We start from the raw sequence: 16,530 nt of genomic DNA on the forward strand, positions 1-16,530 counted from the left end.
TCACTCCCTCAACGCTCGGCCGGTCAGGTGCAGGAACACGGCCTCCAGGTTCGGTTCGGCAACCTCGACCGACCGCACCACGACCCCGTCGACGCGCACGGAGGCGAGCACGTCGGGCAGGCACGCGCTCGCGTCGTCGACCACCAGGTCGATCTCGTGGCCGTGCGCGGCGGCCGCGAGCACGACGGGCAGCGAGCCGACCGCGCGCAGCGCCTGCTCGGTGTCGCCCTGCAACACCAGCGAGATCCGATCGTGCTCGCCGAGTCGGTCCACCAGCTCGCGCCGGGTGCCCTCGGCGATCAGCCGACCCGAGTCGATGACGCCTACCCGGTCGCACAGCCGTTCGGCCTCTTCCATGTAGTGGGTGGTGTAGAGGATCGCCATGCCGGTGGCCGCGAGCGCGTGGACGTTGTCCATGATCTGGTTGCGGCTCTGCGGGTCCACGCCCGCCGTGGGCTCGTTTAGCACCAGCAGCAGCGGCTCGTGCAGCAAGCCGATGCCGACGTTGAGCCGCCGCTTCATCCCGCCCGAGTACTCCTTGGCGAGGTCACCCGCCCGGTCCGCCAGACCCACGACGTCGAGCACGTGGTCCACGCGCCTGGTCGCGGCCCGGCCGGACATGCCGTACAGGCGGGCGAAGAAGCGCAGGTTCTCCCGACCGGTGAGGTCCGGGTAGAGCGCGAGTTCCTGCGGCACGTAACCGATGAGGCGCTTTGCGTCGGTGGTCTTGGTGGACAACCGCCTGCCATCCACCATGACCTCGCCCGCATCGCGTTCGAGGATCCCGACGGCCATCGAGATGGCGGTCGTCTTGCCCGCCCCGTTCGGGCCGAGCAGCCCGTAGGTCTCGCCGGCGGCCAGGTCGAAGCTCAAGCCGTCGACCGCGACCAGGTCACCGAAACTCTTGCGCAGGCCGCGACAGGTGAGCACCGTCCGCGTTGTCATCGTCCTTACCTCCCACCGGGACGATCACGACGGGGCAGTGGCCGTGCCGCAGGCAGTGCGCGGTCACCGAGCCGACGACCTCCAGTCCCGCCCTGCGGTAGCCGTGGCCGCCCAGGACCAGGACGTCGGCGTCCTTCGAAAGTTCCACCAGCACGTGTCCGGGACCGCCGGTCGGCACGAGCCGCTCGACGCCCTCGGCCTCCGGTCCGACTTCCGCCACCGCATCGCGCAGGAACCGCTCGTGCAGGCCGCGGAACGCGTCCGGTCCGGTCCCGAGTGGCGGTGACGCGTTCGTGGGCACGGGGTGCACTTGGCACACCGAGACCGCCGTCACCCGTGCGCCGTGCTCCTCGGCGTGCCGCACCGCCCAGGCCAGTGCCGCCTTGCTCGCCGCTGATCCGTCGACACCGACCACGATTCGCTTGAAACCGTCCACAGCAGGACTTCCTCTCTGAACGAGGGAGCAGGCGGACCGGGGGAGGGGAGGTCCGCCTGCTCCGGGGCGTCACCGCAGCCAGGCCTTGTCACGGACCTGGGGCAGGCGCGCCCATTGGCGGCCGAAGCCCCAGGTGTCACCCGCGTTGGTGAACGCGACGGTGACCAGGGCGACGGCGTAGACGATGTGGTAGTCGACGATGGGGTTGGTGGACATGCTGGGTTCGCCGGCTGAGGTGAACTGGGCCAGTGGCCATTCGGCGGCCCACATGAGCAGCATCATCAGGGTTCCGGCGACCGCGGCGAAGCGCAGGCCGATCCCGGCGATGACCGCGACGCCGATGCCGAGCAGACCCAGCATGAACAGCCAGTCTGCCCACGAGGCGCCGGCCCAGGCGTGGAAGGTGGACTCGAACGGGCCGACCGCGACCCGGCTGAGGAAGCCCTTGGTCGGCGACCCGCCGTAGAGGTACGCGCCGGCCGGCTTGGTGGCGTAACCCAGCCCGAAGAACTTGTCGAAGAACGCCCACAGGAACACGAACCCGGTCGTGATCCGCAGGACCGCGAGCGCGATCGCACCGGTGTCGGCGCGGGGCGCGGCCTTGGTGTCGGCAATGGCGGTCATGGCTACGTCTCCTCGTCTCGTGCCTCGTCCCCAGCCTGCTGGGCGCGGCTCACGGGCGACGCCGTCGAAAGTCCTCAACGGCCCGGGACGTCTGTCGCGACTTCCCGCATGACCTCGCGCACCAGCTCGGGGACGGCCGCGGCGACCGGTGGGCTGAGGCCGGGGCCGAAAGCCACGTCCGACACCTCCACGGCCAGCACGACCAACCGCCGCGGCAACCGGTCCAGCGCCTGCGCCAGCTCGACCGCTTCCGGAACGCCGAAGCCGTGCGAGCTGGTCGCGCTGCCACCGGCGTCGAGGAACGACACGCGGTGCACCCGCCCCGGTCGTGCGGGCGTGCACCGGACCGCGTCCACGACCACGACGAGGTCGGCGTCCGCCCACGCCTCCATCAGCCGCACCGGGTCGCCATCGGTGATCTCGGCGCGCACGCCGAGGGCGCTCACCGCGCGGGCGACAGCCGGACCGACCCCGTCGTCGCGGCGGAACTCGTTGCCCACGCCCACCACGACGGCCGTGCTCATCCGCGGTCCACGGTGAAGTCGAGGAAATGTGCCGAACACGAGATGCACGGGTCGTAGTTGCGGATGGCCCGCTCGCACAGCGACACCAGCGAGTGGTCGTCCAGGTGCAGGTAGGACGTCACCAGCCGGGTCACGTCGTCCTCGATCGCGGACTGGTTCTGCGAGGTCGGGGGGACGATGTCCGCCGTGACCACGAGCCCGCCCGGACCGATTTCGTAGCGGTGGTACAGCAAGCCCCGTGGCGCCTCGGTGATGCCGTGCCCCACGCCCACCATCGAGGGCACGTCCAGGAACGGCAGCGCGGGGCGTTGGTACTCCGCGATGATCCTGAGGGCCTCCTCGACCGCGTAGACCACCTCCACCGCCCGCACCACGATGCTGCGGAACGGGTTGCGGCACTCGGCGCCCAGACCGCCGGCCGTGGCCGCCTGCGCTGCGACGGTGGACAGCCGGTCGGAGTTGAGCGTGTACCTGGCCAGCGGACCCACCAGGTACATCCGGCCGTCCAGCCGGGCGTGCAACGCGGTCGAGTGCGGCACCTGGTGCTCGACCACGTGCTCGCCGAACTCGGCCGCGGTGAAGGACAGGCCGGTGGTGACGCGCGGTTCTCCTCGGTCGATCGGATAGCCGTCGGTGTCCCGCAACGCCATCAGGTCGTGCGGCACGTCGAGGTCTGGGAACTCGAAGCCCGCCACCCACTGCACCGTGGCGAGCGCGTCGTCCAGCGTGCGGCGCAGCCGCACCGCCAGTGGGCGCAGCTCGGCGGCGGTCGGCGCGCGGTAGAAGCCACCGACGCGGACGTTGACCGGGTGGATCGCCCGACCGCCTACCAGGTCCATGATGGCGTTGCCCGCCTGCTTGAGCGCCAGACCGCGTTCTACCAGAGCGCGGTGCTCGGCGGCCATCGCGATGCCGTCCGGGAAGCCGAGGAAGTCCGGCGCGTGCAGCAGGTAGATGTGCAGGGCGTGGCTGGAGATCCACTCGCCGCAGTACAGCAGTCGGCGCAGTGCCAGGACCTGCCCGTCGACCACGACGCCGCACGCGTCCTCGATGGCCCGGCACGCGCTGAGCTGGTAGGCGACCGGGCAGATGCCGCAGATCCGCGCGGTGATGTCCGGCGGTTCGAGGTAGTCGCGGCCGCGCAGGAAGGCTTCGAAGAACCGCGGCGGCTCGTAGATGTTCAACGCCACGCCCTCGACGCGACCGTCCTTCGTGCGCACGTGCAGCGCGCCCTCGCCCTCCACCCTGGCCAGGCCCGCGACCCGCAGCGTGCGGTTGGCGCGATGCGTCATGCCCACTCCCTCCCGGAGTTGAAGGCGCGGAACACCCGACCCACCTCGTCATCGGTCATACCGCTGCGACGCAGCAGCGGGATTAGGGCGGGCACGTTCGGGCGCGTCATCGGGCCGAAGCAGCCGTAGCAGCCGCGACCCACGGCCGGGCACAGCGCGCCGCACCCGGCGTGCGTGACAGGCCCGAGGCACGGCACGCCGTCGGCCACCATCACGCAGGTCAACCCGCGACGCTTGCACTCGGCGCACACGCTGGTGTCGGGCAGGTCCGGCTCCCGGCCCGCGAGGAACGCCGACAGCACCTCCAGCAGCTGTCCCCGGTCGATGGGGCACCCGCGCAGTTCGTAGTCCACTTCGACGTGCGCGGACACGGGGGTCGACGTCGTCAGCGAGTCGATCAGCTCCGGGGAGGCGTAGACGACGGACCGGAACTCGGCGACGTCGCCGAAGTTGCGCAGCGCCTGGATGCCGCCGCCGGTGGCGCACGCGCCGACCACGACCAGCACTCGTGACTGCTCGCGGATCCACCTGATCCGCCGCTCTTCCTCCGGTGTGGTGACCGATCCTTCCACGATGGAGATGTCGTAGGGGCCGGGTCGGGTTTCCGGTGTCACTTCGAGGAAGTGCGCGATCTCGACGCGGTCGGTGAGGACGAGCAGTTCGTCCTCGCAGTCCAGCAGGGTGAGCTGGCAGCCGTCGCAGGAGGTGAGCTTCCAGACGGCGAGGGTCGGCTTGGCCATCACAGCTCCTTCACGGACAGCAGGCCGGCGGCCACCGGGTAGTCCACGACCGGTCCGTCGCGGCACAGCAGCAGCGGCCCGAGCTGGCAGTGCCCGCACCGGCCGGTGCCGCACTGCATGTTGCGCTCCAACGAGACCTGGACGCGGTGGTCGGGCACGCCGCGTCCGATCAGGACACCGGCGCAGGCGCGCATCATGGGTTCCGGTCCGCACAGCAGGGCGATGGTGCGTCCGGGGTCGAGCGGCATGGCGGCGAGTGGTTCGGTCACGAACCCGATGCGGCCGGTCCACCCGTCGCCGGGCTGGTCGACGGTCAGCAGGACTTCGACGCCGGAATCGTCGTCCCACCGGCGCAGTTCGTCGCGGTAGAGGAAGTCGGTGGGCGTGCGGGCGCCCGCGACGAGCACCACCCGGCGGTAGCGGTGCCGGTGGGTCAGGGCATGGCGCACCGCGGGCCGCAGCGGGGCCAATCCGATGCCACCGGCGACAATCAGCAGGTCGTCCACGCCGTCGAGCCGCCACGCCGTGCCGAACGGACCCCGCACACCCAGCACGGTGCCCGGCGTCGAGTCGTGCAACGCCCGGCTGACCGCGCCGACCGAGCGGATCGTGTGCACCAGGTCGCCGGTCTCGGGGATGCCGCTGACCGAGATGGGCACCTCGCCCACGCCGTGCGCGTAGAGCATCGCGAACTGGCCTGGTCGGAACGGGGCCAGCGGCTCGTCCGCCGGGCGCAGCGTCAACGTCGCCGAGTCCGCGGTCTCCCTGGTCCGCCGCTCCACCCGGTACCGGGTCGGCAGCCAGGCCGCCGGCGGGATCACCGCGGGTTCCGATACAGGTCGAGCAGCCGCAAGCGGGTGGACTGCAGCCGGTTGAGCATGGCTTCGGCGAGCACGAGGGACAGCCGGTAACCCAGTGCAGGGTCTTCCTCGGCCAGCTCCCGCAACCGGGCGGCGTCCCACGCGATGGCGCGGGTCGGGGAGACGACCGTCGCCCCGAAATGCCACCGGTAGGGCGGCACGAACCAGGACAGGCCCAGCAGTTCGCCCGGCCCGATGCTCTGCACCGCCACGGATCCCCGGCCGGGCACCGGGATGTCCACCATCACGCAGCCGCAGAGCACCACCCGGGCGCGGTCGGCGGGCTGCCCCTCCTCGAACAGCCGCGTCCCCGGTCGGTGGGTTTCCAGTTCACCAGTGCCGGCGAGCACCGCCCGCTGGGTGGGGGTGAGCGCGCCGAGCAGCGGCACCGTGTCCAAGTCCGGGATCATGACGCCCCCCGCGCCAGGGCCGCGGCTTCTTCGGTGATGTCGATTCCCGCCGGGCACCAGGCGATGCACCTGCCGCAGCCCACGCAGCCGGACGTGCCGAACTGGTCGAACCACGTGCTCAGCTTGTGGCTCATCCACTGCCGGTAGCGGGCCGCGCCGGACTCGCGTACCGGGCCGCCGTGCAGGTACGAGAAGTCGGTCTCGAAGCACGAGGCCCACCGTTGCCGCCGCTCGGCGTGGCCGTCGGAGAGGTCGGTGACGTCCTCGACCGTGACACAGAAGCAGGTAGGGCAGACCATGGTGCAGTTGCCGCACGTCAAGCACCGCTCGGCGACGCGTTCCCAGTGCGCGGAGTCCCGGTTGGCGGCCAGCAGGTCGCGCAGGTCCGGTTCCGGCATGGCGCGGCCCATGCGCAGGCGCGCGACGTCGACGTCCGACCGCGCCAACTCTTCGTCTGCCGCGCTCGCCGGGGCGGCGTTCAGCCAGTCGAGCACGTCCTTCCCGGCGGGGGTGCCCGCCGTGGCGAGGAACCGGTGCCCGTCGGAGCCGATCCGCTCGGTGAGCGCGATGTCGTAGCCGTCCCGGGCGTCCGGGCCGCATCCCATGGACGCGCAGAAGCACAGCTCACCCGGTTCGGTGCACTGGGCGGCGACCACGAACGGAGCCCGTTCGCCGAGGACCTGGCACAGCTTGCCGATCGCGGCGAGGTCACACGGGCGCACACCGAGGAACGCGTAGCGGGGCCGCGTGTCGGCCACGGAGTGGAAGCCGTCGTCGTCGGCCGTCAGCAGGGTTCGGTGCGACGGGTGCAGGAAGGTCTTCCACGACTGCGGCCCGGCGGAGTGCCCGAACACCGCGTCGTCGTCCCGCCGCCGGACCCGGTAGTGACCTGGCCCGGTCTCCACGCCCCACCCGGCGGGCAGGTCGTCGGCGGTGTCCAGTTCCGCCAACGTGATGGCGTCGTCGCGCAGGACCGGTCCGACGACCGTGTAACCCTGGAAGCGCAGTTCCGCGATCAGCGCGTCGAGACCGGCCAGGTCGAGCACGGCACTCACGGCAGCGTCCCGGCGATGTGGCGGACCAGGTCGATGGTGCGGTTGGCATAGCCCCACTCGTTGTCGTACCAGCCGAACACCTTCACGATGGAGCCGGTTGCCTTGGTCAAGCAGGCGTCGAACACGCACGACGCCTGCTCGCCGATGATGTCGCGGGACACGACCGGCGCGGTGGTGTAGCGCAGGATGCCCTTGAGCCTGCCGTCGGCGGCTTCGGCGAACGCCCGGTTGACCTCCTCGACCGTGGCAGGCTTCTCCAGCAGCACGGTGAGGTCGGTGAGCGAGCCGTCCTCCACCGGCACGCGCACCGCGAGACCGTCGAGCCTGCCCGCCAGCTCCGGGATGACGAGGCCGACCGCCCTGGCCGCGCCCGTGGAGGTGGGGATCATGTTGACCGCCGCCGACCGCGCCCGGCGGAAGTCCTTGTGCGGACCGTCCAGCAGCGACTGGTCGTTGGTGTAGCTGTGGATCGTGGTCATCAGGCCCTCGCGGATGCCGAACGCCTCGTGCAGCACCATCGCCATCGGCGCGACGCAGTTCGTCGTGCACGACGCGTTTGACACCACGTGGTGCCGCTGCGGGTCGTAGGTGTCCTCGTTGACGCCCATCACGATGGTGGCGTCGACGTCCCTGCCCGGCGCGGTGATCAGCACCTTGCGGACACCGTGCGCGAGGTGCGTGCCGGCCGTCTCGCGGGTGCGGAACCGGCCGGTCGCCTCGATCACGACGTCGACGTCCCAGTCGAGGGCGACCGGGTCGGCCTCCGAGGTGACGCGCACCCGGTGTCCGTCGACCACCAGCGCGTCCGCCTCGGCGCTCACCGCGTGTGCCCACGGCCCGTAGGTGGAGTCGAACGCCAGCAGGTGCGCGAGCGCTTCCGGGGTGGTGAGGTCGTTCACCGCGACGATCTCGATGCCCGTGTCGCCGCGGTCGAACACGGCCCGCATCACGTCCCGTCCGATCCGCCCGAACCCGTTGATGCCAACCCGAACCGTCATCTCGTCCTCCTCGGTGGTACTTCGATGCTCGTCGGGGACCGGTCGACTGGGTGAGTGGCGAAGGTCCCGGTCTGCTGGTCCATGGGTCCCTGGTGGGGTCAGCAGATCCTGGGCAGCTGTTCGCCGACGAGGACGTCCACGATCCGCGACGAGCCCACCAGGGTCCGCGCGGTCACGCGGCCCGCGCGCCCGCCGGTCACCCGGCCGATCACGGCCGTCCCGGCGCCCTCAGGCAGGGCGCGCATGGCCGCCAGCACAACCGGTGCGGACGCCGGGGCCACGAGTGCCACCAGGCAGCCCTCGTTGGCCACGTGCATCGGGTCCAGGCCGAGCAGCTCGCACGCCGATGCGACTGCACGCGGCACCGGAACGTCGGCCTCCACGATCTCCATGGCGACCCCGGACGCCTGTGCCAGCTCGTTCAGCGCACTGGCCAGGCCGCCGCGGGTGGGGTCGCGCAACGCGTGCACGTCACGGCCGCCGGCCTCGATCATGGCGGCCACCAGCCGGTGCAGGGGACGGCTGTCCGAGGCGATCTCCGCCTCGAACCCGAGGCCCTCTCGCGCGCTGAGGATCGCCGTGCCGTGCAGCCCGATCGGTCCGGACAGCAGCACCACGTCACCCTCCGCGCCGCCCGCAGCCGACGGCCACGCGTCGCGCAGCCGCACGCCGACACCCGTGGTGGTGACGTAGATGCCGTCCGCCGCGCCGCGACCGACCACCTTGGTGTCGCCGGTGACGATCGGCACGCCGACCGCCTGGGAGGCATTGGCCGCGGACCGGGTGATCTGCCGCAGCTCTTCCACCGGCAGTCCTTCTTCGACCACGTAGGCCAGGCTGAGCGCGATCGGGCGGGCGCCGCGCATCGCCAGGTCGTTCACGGTCCCGTGCACGGCCAGCGAGCCGATGTCGCCGCCGGGGAAGAACCTCGGCGTCACGACGAAGCCGTCGGTGCTGAACGCGAGGTCCGCGCCGGCCACCCCGATCACGGCGGCGTCCTCCAGCGGCCCGTCACCGCCGAGTTCGGGGGTGATGACGTCGGCGAGCAGCTCGGCCATGAGCTGCCCGCCGGAGCCATGACCCAGCAGGACGCGTTCGGTCTCCACCACGGGCAGAGGGCAACTGGTCATCTCGACTCCGATCCGCGCCCGGCGTTGTGGAACGCGGCGCAGGTTCCCTCGCTGGACACCATCGGTGCGCCCAGCGGCGTGCGGGGTGTGCAGGTGCGCCCGTAGGCTCGGCAGTCGGTGGGCAGCTTGGTGCCGCGCAGGATGTCGCCCGCGATGCAGTCCGGTGCCTCACGGGCGGTGATCGCGTCGGTGGCGAAGCGGCGCTCGGCGTCGAACGCGGTGAACTCCTCGGTCAACGCCAGGCCGCTGGCCGGGATGGGGCCGACACCGCGCCACGTCCGGTCGGTGACCCGGAAGACGCGCCCGATCACCTCCTGGGCGGAGGTGTTGCCGGACCGCCGCACCGCCCTCGCGTACTGGTTCTCCACCTCGGCGCGGCCGTCCTCCAGCTGCCGGACGGCCATCAGGATGCCCTCCAGCAGGTCCAGCGGTTCGAAACCGGTCACCACGATCGGCACCCGGTAGCGCTCGGCGATGGGCTCGTACTCCGTCCACCCCATCACCGCGCAGACGTGGCCCGCGGCCAGGAACGCCTGCACCTGGTTGTCGGGCGCGTCGAGCAGCGCGGTGATCGCGGGCGGCACGAGGACGTGGCTGACCAGTGCGCTGAAGTTGGCCACGCCCGAATCGGCGGCGTGCAGCACGGCCATCGCGTTGGCGGGCGCGGTGGTCTCGAAGCCGACGGCGAAGAACACCACCTGCCGGTCCGGGTTCTCCTGCGCGATCCGCACCGCGTCCAGCGGCGTGTAGACCACCCGCACGTCCGCGCCCCTCGCCTTCAGGCCCAGCAGGTCGCCGGTCGTGCCCGGCACCCGGAGCATGTCGCCGTAGCTGGTGAAGATCACGTCCGGTCCGCCCGCGATGGCGATGGCCTTGTCCACCACCTCCAGCGGCGTGACGCACACCGGGCAGCCGGGGCCGTGGATCATCCGGACGCCTGTGGGCAGCAGCTCGTCGATGCCCTGCCGCACGATCGTGTGCGTCTGGCCGCCGCACACCTCCATGACGGTCCACGGGTGGTGGGCGGTGGCGTGCAGTTCGGCCAGCAGCCGGCGGGCCAGTACGGGGTCGCGGTACTCGTCCAGGTGCTTCACGACGGCCCCAGTTCGGTGGCCAGGGCGTCGGGCATGGCCCGCAGCACGGCGAGGGTCTTGGCGGCCTCGACCTCGTCCACCAGGCTGATGGCGAAGCCGACGTGCACGATCACGTAGTCGCCGATGGTCGCGTCCGGCGTGTAGACCAGGCACACGGGTCGGCGCAGCCCGTCGAAGTCGACGGTGCCACTGCGCAGGCCGGTGTCGTCGATCGCGACGATCCGGCCGGGAATGCCGAGGCACATCGTCCTTCACCCCCTCAGTCGGGCCGCGGCGACCACGGCCTGTCCGTAGCTGATACCGCCGTCGTTGACCGGCACGCGCTCACCGACGTGCACCTCGAACCCGGCGTCCGCGAGCTCGCGCACCAAGGCGGTGGTCAACCGGCTGTTCTGGAACACACCGCCGCCGAGGCACACGGTGTGCACGCCGGTGGCGTCGGCGGTCTGCTCGACCAGCGCGCGGGTGGCGTGCACGAGCGTCGTGTGGAACCGGGCCGCGACCACTCCGACCGCCTGTTCGGAGAGCACCAGGTCGCGCAATGTCGGCACGGGGTCGTAGACCCACAGCGAGTCGCGACGGTGCAGTCGCCACGACAGCGGCTCGCCGTCGGGATGGCCGGAGGCGGCGGCCTCCAGCAGCACTGCCGCCTCGCCCTCGTAGCTGTTGACGTCGCACACGCCCAGCAGGGCCGCAGCGGCGTCGAAGAGCCTGCCGACGCTGGAGGCGAGCGGGCTGTTCACGCCCTGGACGATCATCCGACGCACCAGCTCGACCTCCCGCGGCTCAACCCGGTCCAGCAGCGCGGCGGACCTGATCGGCCGAACGCCGAAGTCCTCCGCGCCGAACAGGTAACCCAGCGCCATCCGGGCCGGCCGCCGCACGGCCGCCTCACCGCCGGGCAGCGGTGCGGCGCCGATCCGACCGACCCTGCGGTAGGACCGGTAGTCGGCTAGCAGCACCTCTCCACCCCACAACGTGCCGTCGTCGCCGAAGCCGAGGCCGTCGTAGGCCACACCGATGAACTCGCCGCGCACGCCGTGCTCGGCCGCCGTGGCCACGACGTGCGCGTGGTGGTGCTGCACGGCTACGCGGCGGTCGGCGGGCCACCGCCCGGCGTGCCCGGTCGACAGGTAGCCGGGGTGCAGGTCGTGCGAGCAGTACCGAGGTTCGACGTCCTGCCAACGGCACAACGTCCGCGCGGTGTCCTCGAACGCCGCGTAGGTCTCGACGTCGGAGAGGTCGCCGACGTGCGGGCCGACCACCGCGTGCTCGTCGACCGCGAGCGTCGTCGTGTGCTTGAGCTGTGCCCCGACCGCGAGGACGGGCTCGGCAGCGGGAACGGGCAGCGGCAGCGGGTCGGGCGCGTAACCCCGCGCCCGCCGCAGCAGCGCCGTACCGCGGACCACCGAATCGTCGTAGCGGGAGCGGATCGGCCGGTCGTGCGACAGGATGCCGTCGACAAGCGGGCCGAGCACGGTGCGGGCATCGTCGTCGCGGGTGATGATCGGCTCGCCCGACCGGTTGCCGCTGGTGACCACGAGCGGCCGGTCGAGGTCTGCCAGCAGCAGGTGGTGCAGCGGGCTGTAGGGCAGGAACAGGCCGATCTCGGTCAGGCCGGGCGCGACCGAGGGCGCGAGTCCCGCATCCGTGCGCCGCGGCAGCAGCACGATCGGCGCGGCGATCGAGGTCAACGCCGTGTCCTCCTCCACCACGGACAGCGCGTGAGCGGCGGCGTGTGACGGGACCATGACGGCGAGCGCCTTGGTGGGTCGGTGTTTCGCGGCACGCAGCCTGGCCACGGCCGCATCGTCGGTCGCGTCGCACGCCAGTTGGTAGCCGCCGATGCCCTTGACCGCCACCAGTCCGCCACCGGCCAGCGCGCCGACGGCGGTCCGCAACGCGTCATCGCCGGACAACGCGCCCCACGACAGCGTCGGACCGCAGTCCGGGCAGGCGATGGGCTCGGCGTGGAACCGTCGGTCGCCCGGGTCGTGGTACTCCGCCGAGCACGCCGGGCACATCGTGAACCGGCGCATGGTCGTGCGGACCCGGTCGTAGGGCAGCGCTTCCACAATGGTTGCCCGCGGCCCGCATTCGGCGCAGTTGGTGAACGGGTAGCGGTACCGGCGGTCGGCCGGGTCGAACAGCTCCGCGAGGCAGCGCTCGCAGGTGGCCAGGTCCGGCGGCAGCCACCGGGGGCCGGGGCCGCCGTCGGCCGCGCTGTCCCGCACCACGAATCCGGGCGGTGGCGCCGCCTCGGCCGGCAGCGGCGACACCGTCACGGACTCGACGTGCGACACCGGCGGCGGCCGCTCGCCGACCAGCCTGCGGAACTCGGCGAGAGCCTCCGGCTCGCCCGCTGCGGTGATCACCACGTGGCCGTCGACGTTGCGCACGTCCCCGTCGATGCCCAGCGCCGACGCGTGGCGGTGCACGTGGGGCCGGAACCCCACGCCCTGCACCGTTCCCCGCACCTCGATGCGCTGGACCTGCTTCACCGCCGTCGCTCCAGCACCAGCCGTCGCTCGGCCGCACCGGTCACGGCCCTGGCGGCGGCGACGGGGCTGACCGAGACCGACGTGATGCACAGGCGGACGAGGTGCTCGACGAACTCCGCGATCGCGAAGTCGTGCGCGCCCTGTCCACCGAGAGACCTGCCGCAGCCGCTCATCTCGGCTCCCACTGGTCGATCAGCTCGGTGACCGCGCGACGGGGTGTCGGCGGCAGCGGGTCGGCGTTGAACGCGGCCCAGCCGACGCGCAGGAGGATCTGCGGGCAGGAGGTGCCGTCCAGCACCTCGTCGCGCACCCGGTCCCTGGTCTCGGCGACCTCCAAGGGCTGGCTGAGCGGGCACGTGGCCAGGCCGGCCGCGGTCGCCTCCAGCAGTACCGCGCTCATGGCCTCGCCGGCGCGCAGCAGCGACAGCCGGTCGTCCGAGGACGTGGCGAGGACGAGCAACGAGGCGCCGTCTTCCTCCCACTCGTCCAGCCGCTCGTCGAGGAGCTCGCCGCCGGGGAATTCACGCAGTTGCACGTCACCGTGCTGCGGAACGCCGGCAGGCGCGTTGGCGGCGGGGACACCGTCGACGTTCGCGCGGCCGCCGCTCCAACGGCGGACCTCGGCCTGGTAGGTGGGGTCGGCGTCCTGCACGGCCGCGGCCCTGCCGATCGCAGTGGCGAGGTCGAAGCGGTCACGGGTGCCGGTCACCTCGTGGGCGGTGGCGTCCTCCTCGATGGCCCGTTCGGCCAGCAGGTCCAGCACCGGGCGGGGCACGTCCCAGGAGGAGAAGCGTCGGCGGTCCGTGCGGCGGCGCGGGATGGCCGAGGCCATCGCCACGTCGGCGTCGGTAGGTTCCCGTCGGGTGAACTCGACCGCTGCGAGGTGGTCGGGATCGGCCGGATTGGGCAGCCGGTGGACGACCGCGCGCCAGCCGAGCGCGGCCAGGGCGACGCGCAGGTGGTGCAGCGCGGCGCCGCAGCTGAGCAGCAGGTCCGCGCCGCGCGGGTCGGTGGCGGGCAGCTGCCGGGACGGGTCCGCGTACAGGTGCACGCTCCGGTCGCCCACTCGCCAACGCCACGGTTGGGTGTTGTGCACCGAAGGCGCGCGACAGGCCAGGGCCACCGCCGCCGCGATCGTTTCCTCGTCCGGCCGGCTGCGGTCCATCCGACTCACCTCCACGCTGTTGGTCTCTGTGGTTCGCTTTCGACCGTGGCACCGGCGGTGGGTGCTCTCGCAGGGTCGGAGGTCCCGATCCACCAGGGACCGACGTGCCGTGCCGGTGCCGGAGGACCAAAGGCATCGCCCGGAAGTGCCGATGCGCCCTGCCGACGATCGGCGGGTGAGCGGACCGTTGCGGGGTATGAACGCCGCAGATGTGATGACCCGGCCCGTCTACACGGTCGAACCGTCCACCACCGTGCGCGCCGCGAGCGCCGTCCTGGTCGACCACGGCTTCTCCGCGCTCCCGGTCGTCGGGCCGGGCGGGCTGCTGGTCGGCGTCGTGTCCGGCTCCGACCTGCTGCTCGCCAACCTCGAACAGGGCGTCGCCGCCACCGTCGACCAGGTGATGGCGACCAACGTCACCAGCGCGCCGCTCACCGCCACACCCACCGAGCTGGCCGGCGCGATGCTCGGACACCGGCTGCGTTGCCTGCCCGTGGTGGACGCCAGGGGAGTGGTGGTCGGTGTGGTGAGCCGCGGCGACCTGCTGCGCGTCCTCACCCCGGACGACGACGTCCTCGCCGCCCGCGTCGACCGGCTGCTCACCGCCTACAGCCGCACCCGCCGCTGGGACGTCGACGTGGCCGACGGCCGGATCGTGGTGGCCGGCCAGTTCGACGACGAGGCCGAGCGCCGCGTCGTGACCGCCCTCGTCCGCACGGTTCCCGGCGTGGCGGGTATCGAGCTGCGTCCGGTTCCGGTGTCGACCGGGACCGTCTGACCTCACGGGTGCCAGGGCGGAAGGCCCTGTGCCGCCCGGGATCGCCGACGGGCCGTCCAGTGCCGACGCCTCTGCACCGCTCTCGCATGACGGACGACGCTGAGGTCGGAGAGATCCACAGAGAGGACGGATAGAGGGGAGATCCACGATGTCACGGTTACGGCGATCCATTGGCGCGCTGTTGTTGACGGTCGTCGTCTGCGCGGGAGCGTCGACGGGACCGGCGCTCGGCGACACCTCGGTGCCGTCCGAGCCCGCCGCGACCTCGCCGGCCGAAACGGAGCCGACCACCACCGCACCGGTCGAGACCTCGACGACGGTCCCGACCGAGTCGATCACACCGACCGGTTCGCCCACGACGACCCCGAGCACGCCGTCACCCGCACCCGCCGACCCCACGGCTGCGGAACCCGTTCAAGGATTCGTGGACCTGGTTCTCGCGGTCGTCTTCGACAAACCGGAGTTCGTCGCGGACGAGCCGGTCACCGCACGGGCCACGGTGACCAACGTCGGCACCGCGCCGGCGAGCCGCGTGACCATCGACTCGACCGGGAACGTGGCGGGCGAGCGCTACTGGGAGGAGATCGGGTACTTCGGCGTGCGCGTCGAACCCGGGCAGACCGTGCAGGCCACGTACGTCGGTCGGGTGACGACGACGGAGTACCCGGCGTCGATGGTCGTGACGATCAGGTCGCTCGACGAACCGGACGCGAACCCGGCCGACAACGTCGCCACGATCAGCGCCCCGGTCACCGTCGTTCGCGGCACCTTCACGGGAACCGTCTACGCCGACCGCAACGGCGACGCGACCATGAACGCGGGCGAAGCCCTCACCGACCTCCCGGTCGAGGTCAGAGGCGGGCGGCCGGCCGGCTTGTACACCACGAGAACGGACTCGGCCGGCCGTTTCACGTTCCGCGACCTGCCCCGCGGCGACTACGACGTCCTGTTCGGCACCGGTGAGGTGTCGTTCCCGCCGAAGACGGTGCGGGTGGACGGCGTGCGCGACCCGGACCTGCTGTTCCGCGGTGCCCTCTGGGTCGAACCGGTCCTGACCGCGTCGGCGACGCTCGACCGGCAGACCTACCGCATGGGCGACATCGCCCGCATGACGCTGACCCTGACCAACAGCGGCGCGGTGTCGATCCCGGCAGTGCTGGCGTCGTCGTGGGCCAACGGCGGCGTCCAGGTGGACCTCGGGGACCTCGACAACCCGGGCCCCGGCGTCACCGTGCCCGGGAACGCGACCCTGACCATCGACGTGCCGATCCCGATCGGTGACGCGGTCGCCGACTACGGCTACCTGTCGGTGGAGTGCGTGTTCGGCGCGCCGCCCGTCTACAACGGCAACGTCCGCACCACCGTGCGCGCCAAGGTCCTGGGCGCGGTGGCGCCCAGGGTCACCGGCTGGGTGGCGCAGGAGCGCTTCGTGCCGCGACCCAGCGTGTTGGGCGGTCCCTACACCGGCCCGGCGGTGCCCGGCTTGAAGGTGTACCTCAAAGACCGGGACACAGGTTCGGTCGCCGCCCGCGCCACGACGAACGCCCAAGGCACCTTCGAGTTCCGGGACGTCCCGGCGGGTGAGTACGTGTTCGACGTCGTCGGGCCCTGGAAGGTGATCTTCGGAGGCACGTTCTTCATCCGGGCGAGCGCCGAATCCTGGCGCACGGTGATAGTGACCCCGGGACCGGACCGGCCCGAACCCGATGTCACGCCCCCGCCCGACGTCACGCCCGCGCCCGGTGAACCACCCGCGCCGGGTGCCGGGCCGGCGCGTCAGCCCACGGCCGCCGACCTCGCCGCGACGGGCGTGAACGTCACCTGGCTCGCGTTGGGCGGCCTGCTCACGCTGCTCATCGGGCTCGGCCTGGTCGTGCGCTCCGGTCGCAGGCAGATCTGACTGGGTGGTGCACCAGTCGGGGGGCGGGGGGGGGGCCCGCGCCGCCCCGGGGGGGGGGGGCGCGGGCCAGGCACAAAC

At 72.1% G+C, this 16,530-nt stretch carries 18 protein-coding genes; 2 read left to right on the plus strand and 16 right to left on the minus strand.

What is annotated here, in order from left to right:
- From AB0I91_RS38050 to AB0I91_RS38125, 16 genes are all read right to left on the minus strand, one after another.
- Positions 1 to 945 carry an ABC transporter ATP-binding protein gene (locus tag AB0I91_RS38050; RefSeq protein ID WP_499641196.1) on the minus strand — a complete coding sequence of 315 codons (945 nt, stop codon included), beginning with the start codon at positions 943 to 945 and terminating at the stop codon, positions 1 to 3.
- Positions 893 to 1,381, minus strand: coding sequence for a universal stress protein (locus AB0I91_RS38055; protein ID WP_498781141.1), 489 nt, complete (start codon positions 1,379 to 1,381; stop codon positions 893 to 895). The genes AB0I91_RS38050 and AB0I91_RS38055 overlap by 53 nt, the downstream gene beginning before the upstream one ends.
- A gap of 69 nt (positions 1,382 to 1,450) precedes the next feature.
- Positions 1,451 to 2,005: a hypothetical protein gene (locus AB0I91_RS38060; RefSeq protein ID WP_499641197.1), complete on the minus strand. Its 555-nt coding sequence runs from the start codon at positions 2,003 to 2,005 to the stop codon at positions 1,451 to 1,453.
- Positions 2,006 to 2,079: 74 nt separating this feature from the next.
- The gene (locus tag AB0I91_RS38065; protein WP_499617193.1) at positions 2,080 to 2,529 is read right to left on the minus strand and encodes a hydrogenase maturation protease; all 450 of its coding nucleotides are present in this window, start codon (positions 2,527 to 2,529) and stop codon (positions 2,080 to 2,082) included.
- On the minus strand, positions 2,526 to 3,821 hold the full coding sequence (locus AB0I91_RS38070) for a Ni/Fe hydrogenase subunit alpha (protein WP_499641198.1): 1,296 nt from the start codon (positions 3,819 to 3,821) through the stop codon (positions 2,526 to 2,528). The genes AB0I91_RS38065 and AB0I91_RS38070 overlap by 4 nt, the downstream gene beginning before the upstream one ends.
- Positions 3,818 to 4,561 carry an NADH-quinone oxidoreductase subunit B family protein gene (locus AB0I91_RS38075; protein ID WP_499641199.1) on the minus strand — a complete coding sequence of 248 codons (744 nt, stop codon included), beginning with the start codon at positions 4,559 to 4,561 and terminating at the stop codon, positions 3,818 to 3,820. The genes AB0I91_RS38070 and AB0I91_RS38075 overlap by 4 nt, the downstream gene beginning before the upstream one ends.
- The gene (locus AB0I91_RS38080) at positions 4,561 to 5,382 is read right to left on the minus strand and encodes an FAD/NAD(P)-binding protein (protein WP_498781135.1); all 822 of its coding nucleotides are present in this window, start codon (positions 5,380 to 5,382) and stop codon (positions 4,561 to 4,563) included. Before AB0I91_RS38080 ends, AB0I91_RS38075 begins: the two co-directional genes overlap by 1 nt.
- Positions 5,379 to 5,831 (minus strand): Crp/Fnr family transcriptional regulator, encoded by a 453-nt coding sequence (locus AB0I91_RS38085; protein WP_499641200.1) that lies wholly within the window; start codon positions 5,829 to 5,831, stop codon positions 5,379 to 5,381. The genes AB0I91_RS38080 and AB0I91_RS38085 overlap by 4 nt, the downstream gene beginning before the upstream one ends.
- Positions 5,828 to 6,886 (minus strand): 4Fe-4S dicluster domain-containing protein, encoded by a 1,059-nt coding sequence (locus tag AB0I91_RS38090; RefSeq protein WP_499641201.1) that lies wholly within the window; start codon positions 6,884 to 6,886, stop codon positions 5,828 to 5,830. The genes AB0I91_RS38085 and AB0I91_RS38090 overlap by 4 nt, the downstream gene beginning before the upstream one ends.
- Complete coding sequence (gene gap, locus AB0I91_RS38095; RefSeq protein WP_499641203.1) at positions 6,883 to 7,884, minus strand: type I glyceraldehyde-3-phosphate dehydrogenase; 1,002 nt, start codon at positions 7,882 to 7,884, stop codon at positions 6,883 to 6,885. The genes AB0I91_RS38090 and gap overlap by 4 nt, the downstream gene beginning before the upstream one ends.
- Before the next feature lie 98 nt (positions 7,885 to 7,982).
- The gene (gene hypE / locus AB0I91_RS38100; protein ID WP_499641205.1) at positions 7,983 to 9,014 is read right to left on the minus strand and encodes a hydrogenase expression/formation protein HypE; all 1,032 of its coding nucleotides are present in this window, start codon (positions 9,012 to 9,014) and stop codon (positions 7,983 to 7,985) included.
- Complete coding sequence (gene hypD, locus AB0I91_RS38105) at positions 9,011 to 10,108, minus strand: hydrogenase formation protein HypD (RefSeq protein WP_499641207.1); 1,098 nt, start codon at positions 10,106 to 10,108, stop codon at positions 9,011 to 9,013. The genes hypE and hypD overlap by 4 nt, the downstream gene beginning before the upstream one ends.
- Positions 10,105 to 10,353 (minus strand): HypC/HybG/HupF family hydrogenase formation chaperone, encoded by a 249-nt coding sequence (locus AB0I91_RS38110; protein WP_498781125.1) that lies wholly within the window; start codon positions 10,351 to 10,353, stop codon positions 10,105 to 10,107. The genes hypD and AB0I91_RS38110 overlap by 4 nt, the downstream gene beginning before the upstream one ends.
- A 6-nt stretch (positions 10,354 to 10,359) precedes the next feature.
- The gene (gene hypF, locus AB0I91_RS38115; RefSeq protein ID WP_499641209.1) at positions 10,360 to 12,609 is read right to left on the minus strand and encodes a carbamoyltransferase HypF; all 2,250 of its coding nucleotides are present in this window, start codon (positions 12,607 to 12,609) and stop codon (positions 10,360 to 10,362) included.
- Positions 12,606 to 12,782: a hypothetical protein gene (locus AB0I91_RS38120; protein ID WP_498781121.1), complete on the minus strand. Its 177-nt coding sequence runs from the start codon at positions 12,780 to 12,782 to the stop codon at positions 12,606 to 12,608. The genes hypF and AB0I91_RS38120 overlap by 4 nt, the downstream gene beginning before the upstream one ends.
- Complete coding sequence (locus AB0I91_RS38125) at positions 12,779 to 13,774, minus strand: Acg family FMN-binding oxidoreductase (protein WP_498781120.1); 996 nt, start codon at positions 13,772 to 13,774, stop codon at positions 12,779 to 12,781. The genes AB0I91_RS38120 and AB0I91_RS38125 overlap by 4 nt, the downstream gene beginning before the upstream one ends.
- A 196-nt stretch (positions 13,775 to 13,970) precedes the next feature.
- On the opposite strand from AB0I91_RS38125, the gene AB0I91_RS38130 reads away from it, so the two are divergent.
- The gene (locus AB0I91_RS38130; RefSeq protein ID WP_498781119.1) at positions 13,971 to 14,552 is read left to right on the plus strand and encodes a CBS domain-containing protein; all 582 of its coding nucleotides are present in this window, start codon (positions 13,971 to 13,973) and stop codon (positions 14,550 to 14,552) included.
- 424 nt (positions 14,553 to 14,976) lie between these two features.
- Positions 14,977 to 16,452, plus strand: a complete 1,476-nt coding sequence (locus AB0I91_RS38135; protein WP_499617172.1) for a carboxypeptidase-like regulatory domain-containing protein — start codon at positions 14,977 to 14,979, stop codon at positions 16,450 to 16,452.
- Positions 16,453 to 16,530 lie beyond the last annotated feature (78 nt).

Origin of the sequence: Actinosynnema sp. NPDC049800, from assembly GCF_040656635.1 — a bacterium.
Classification (GTDB): domain Bacteria; phylum Actinomycetota; class Actinomycetes; order Mycobacteriales; family Pseudonocardiaceae; genus Actinosynnema.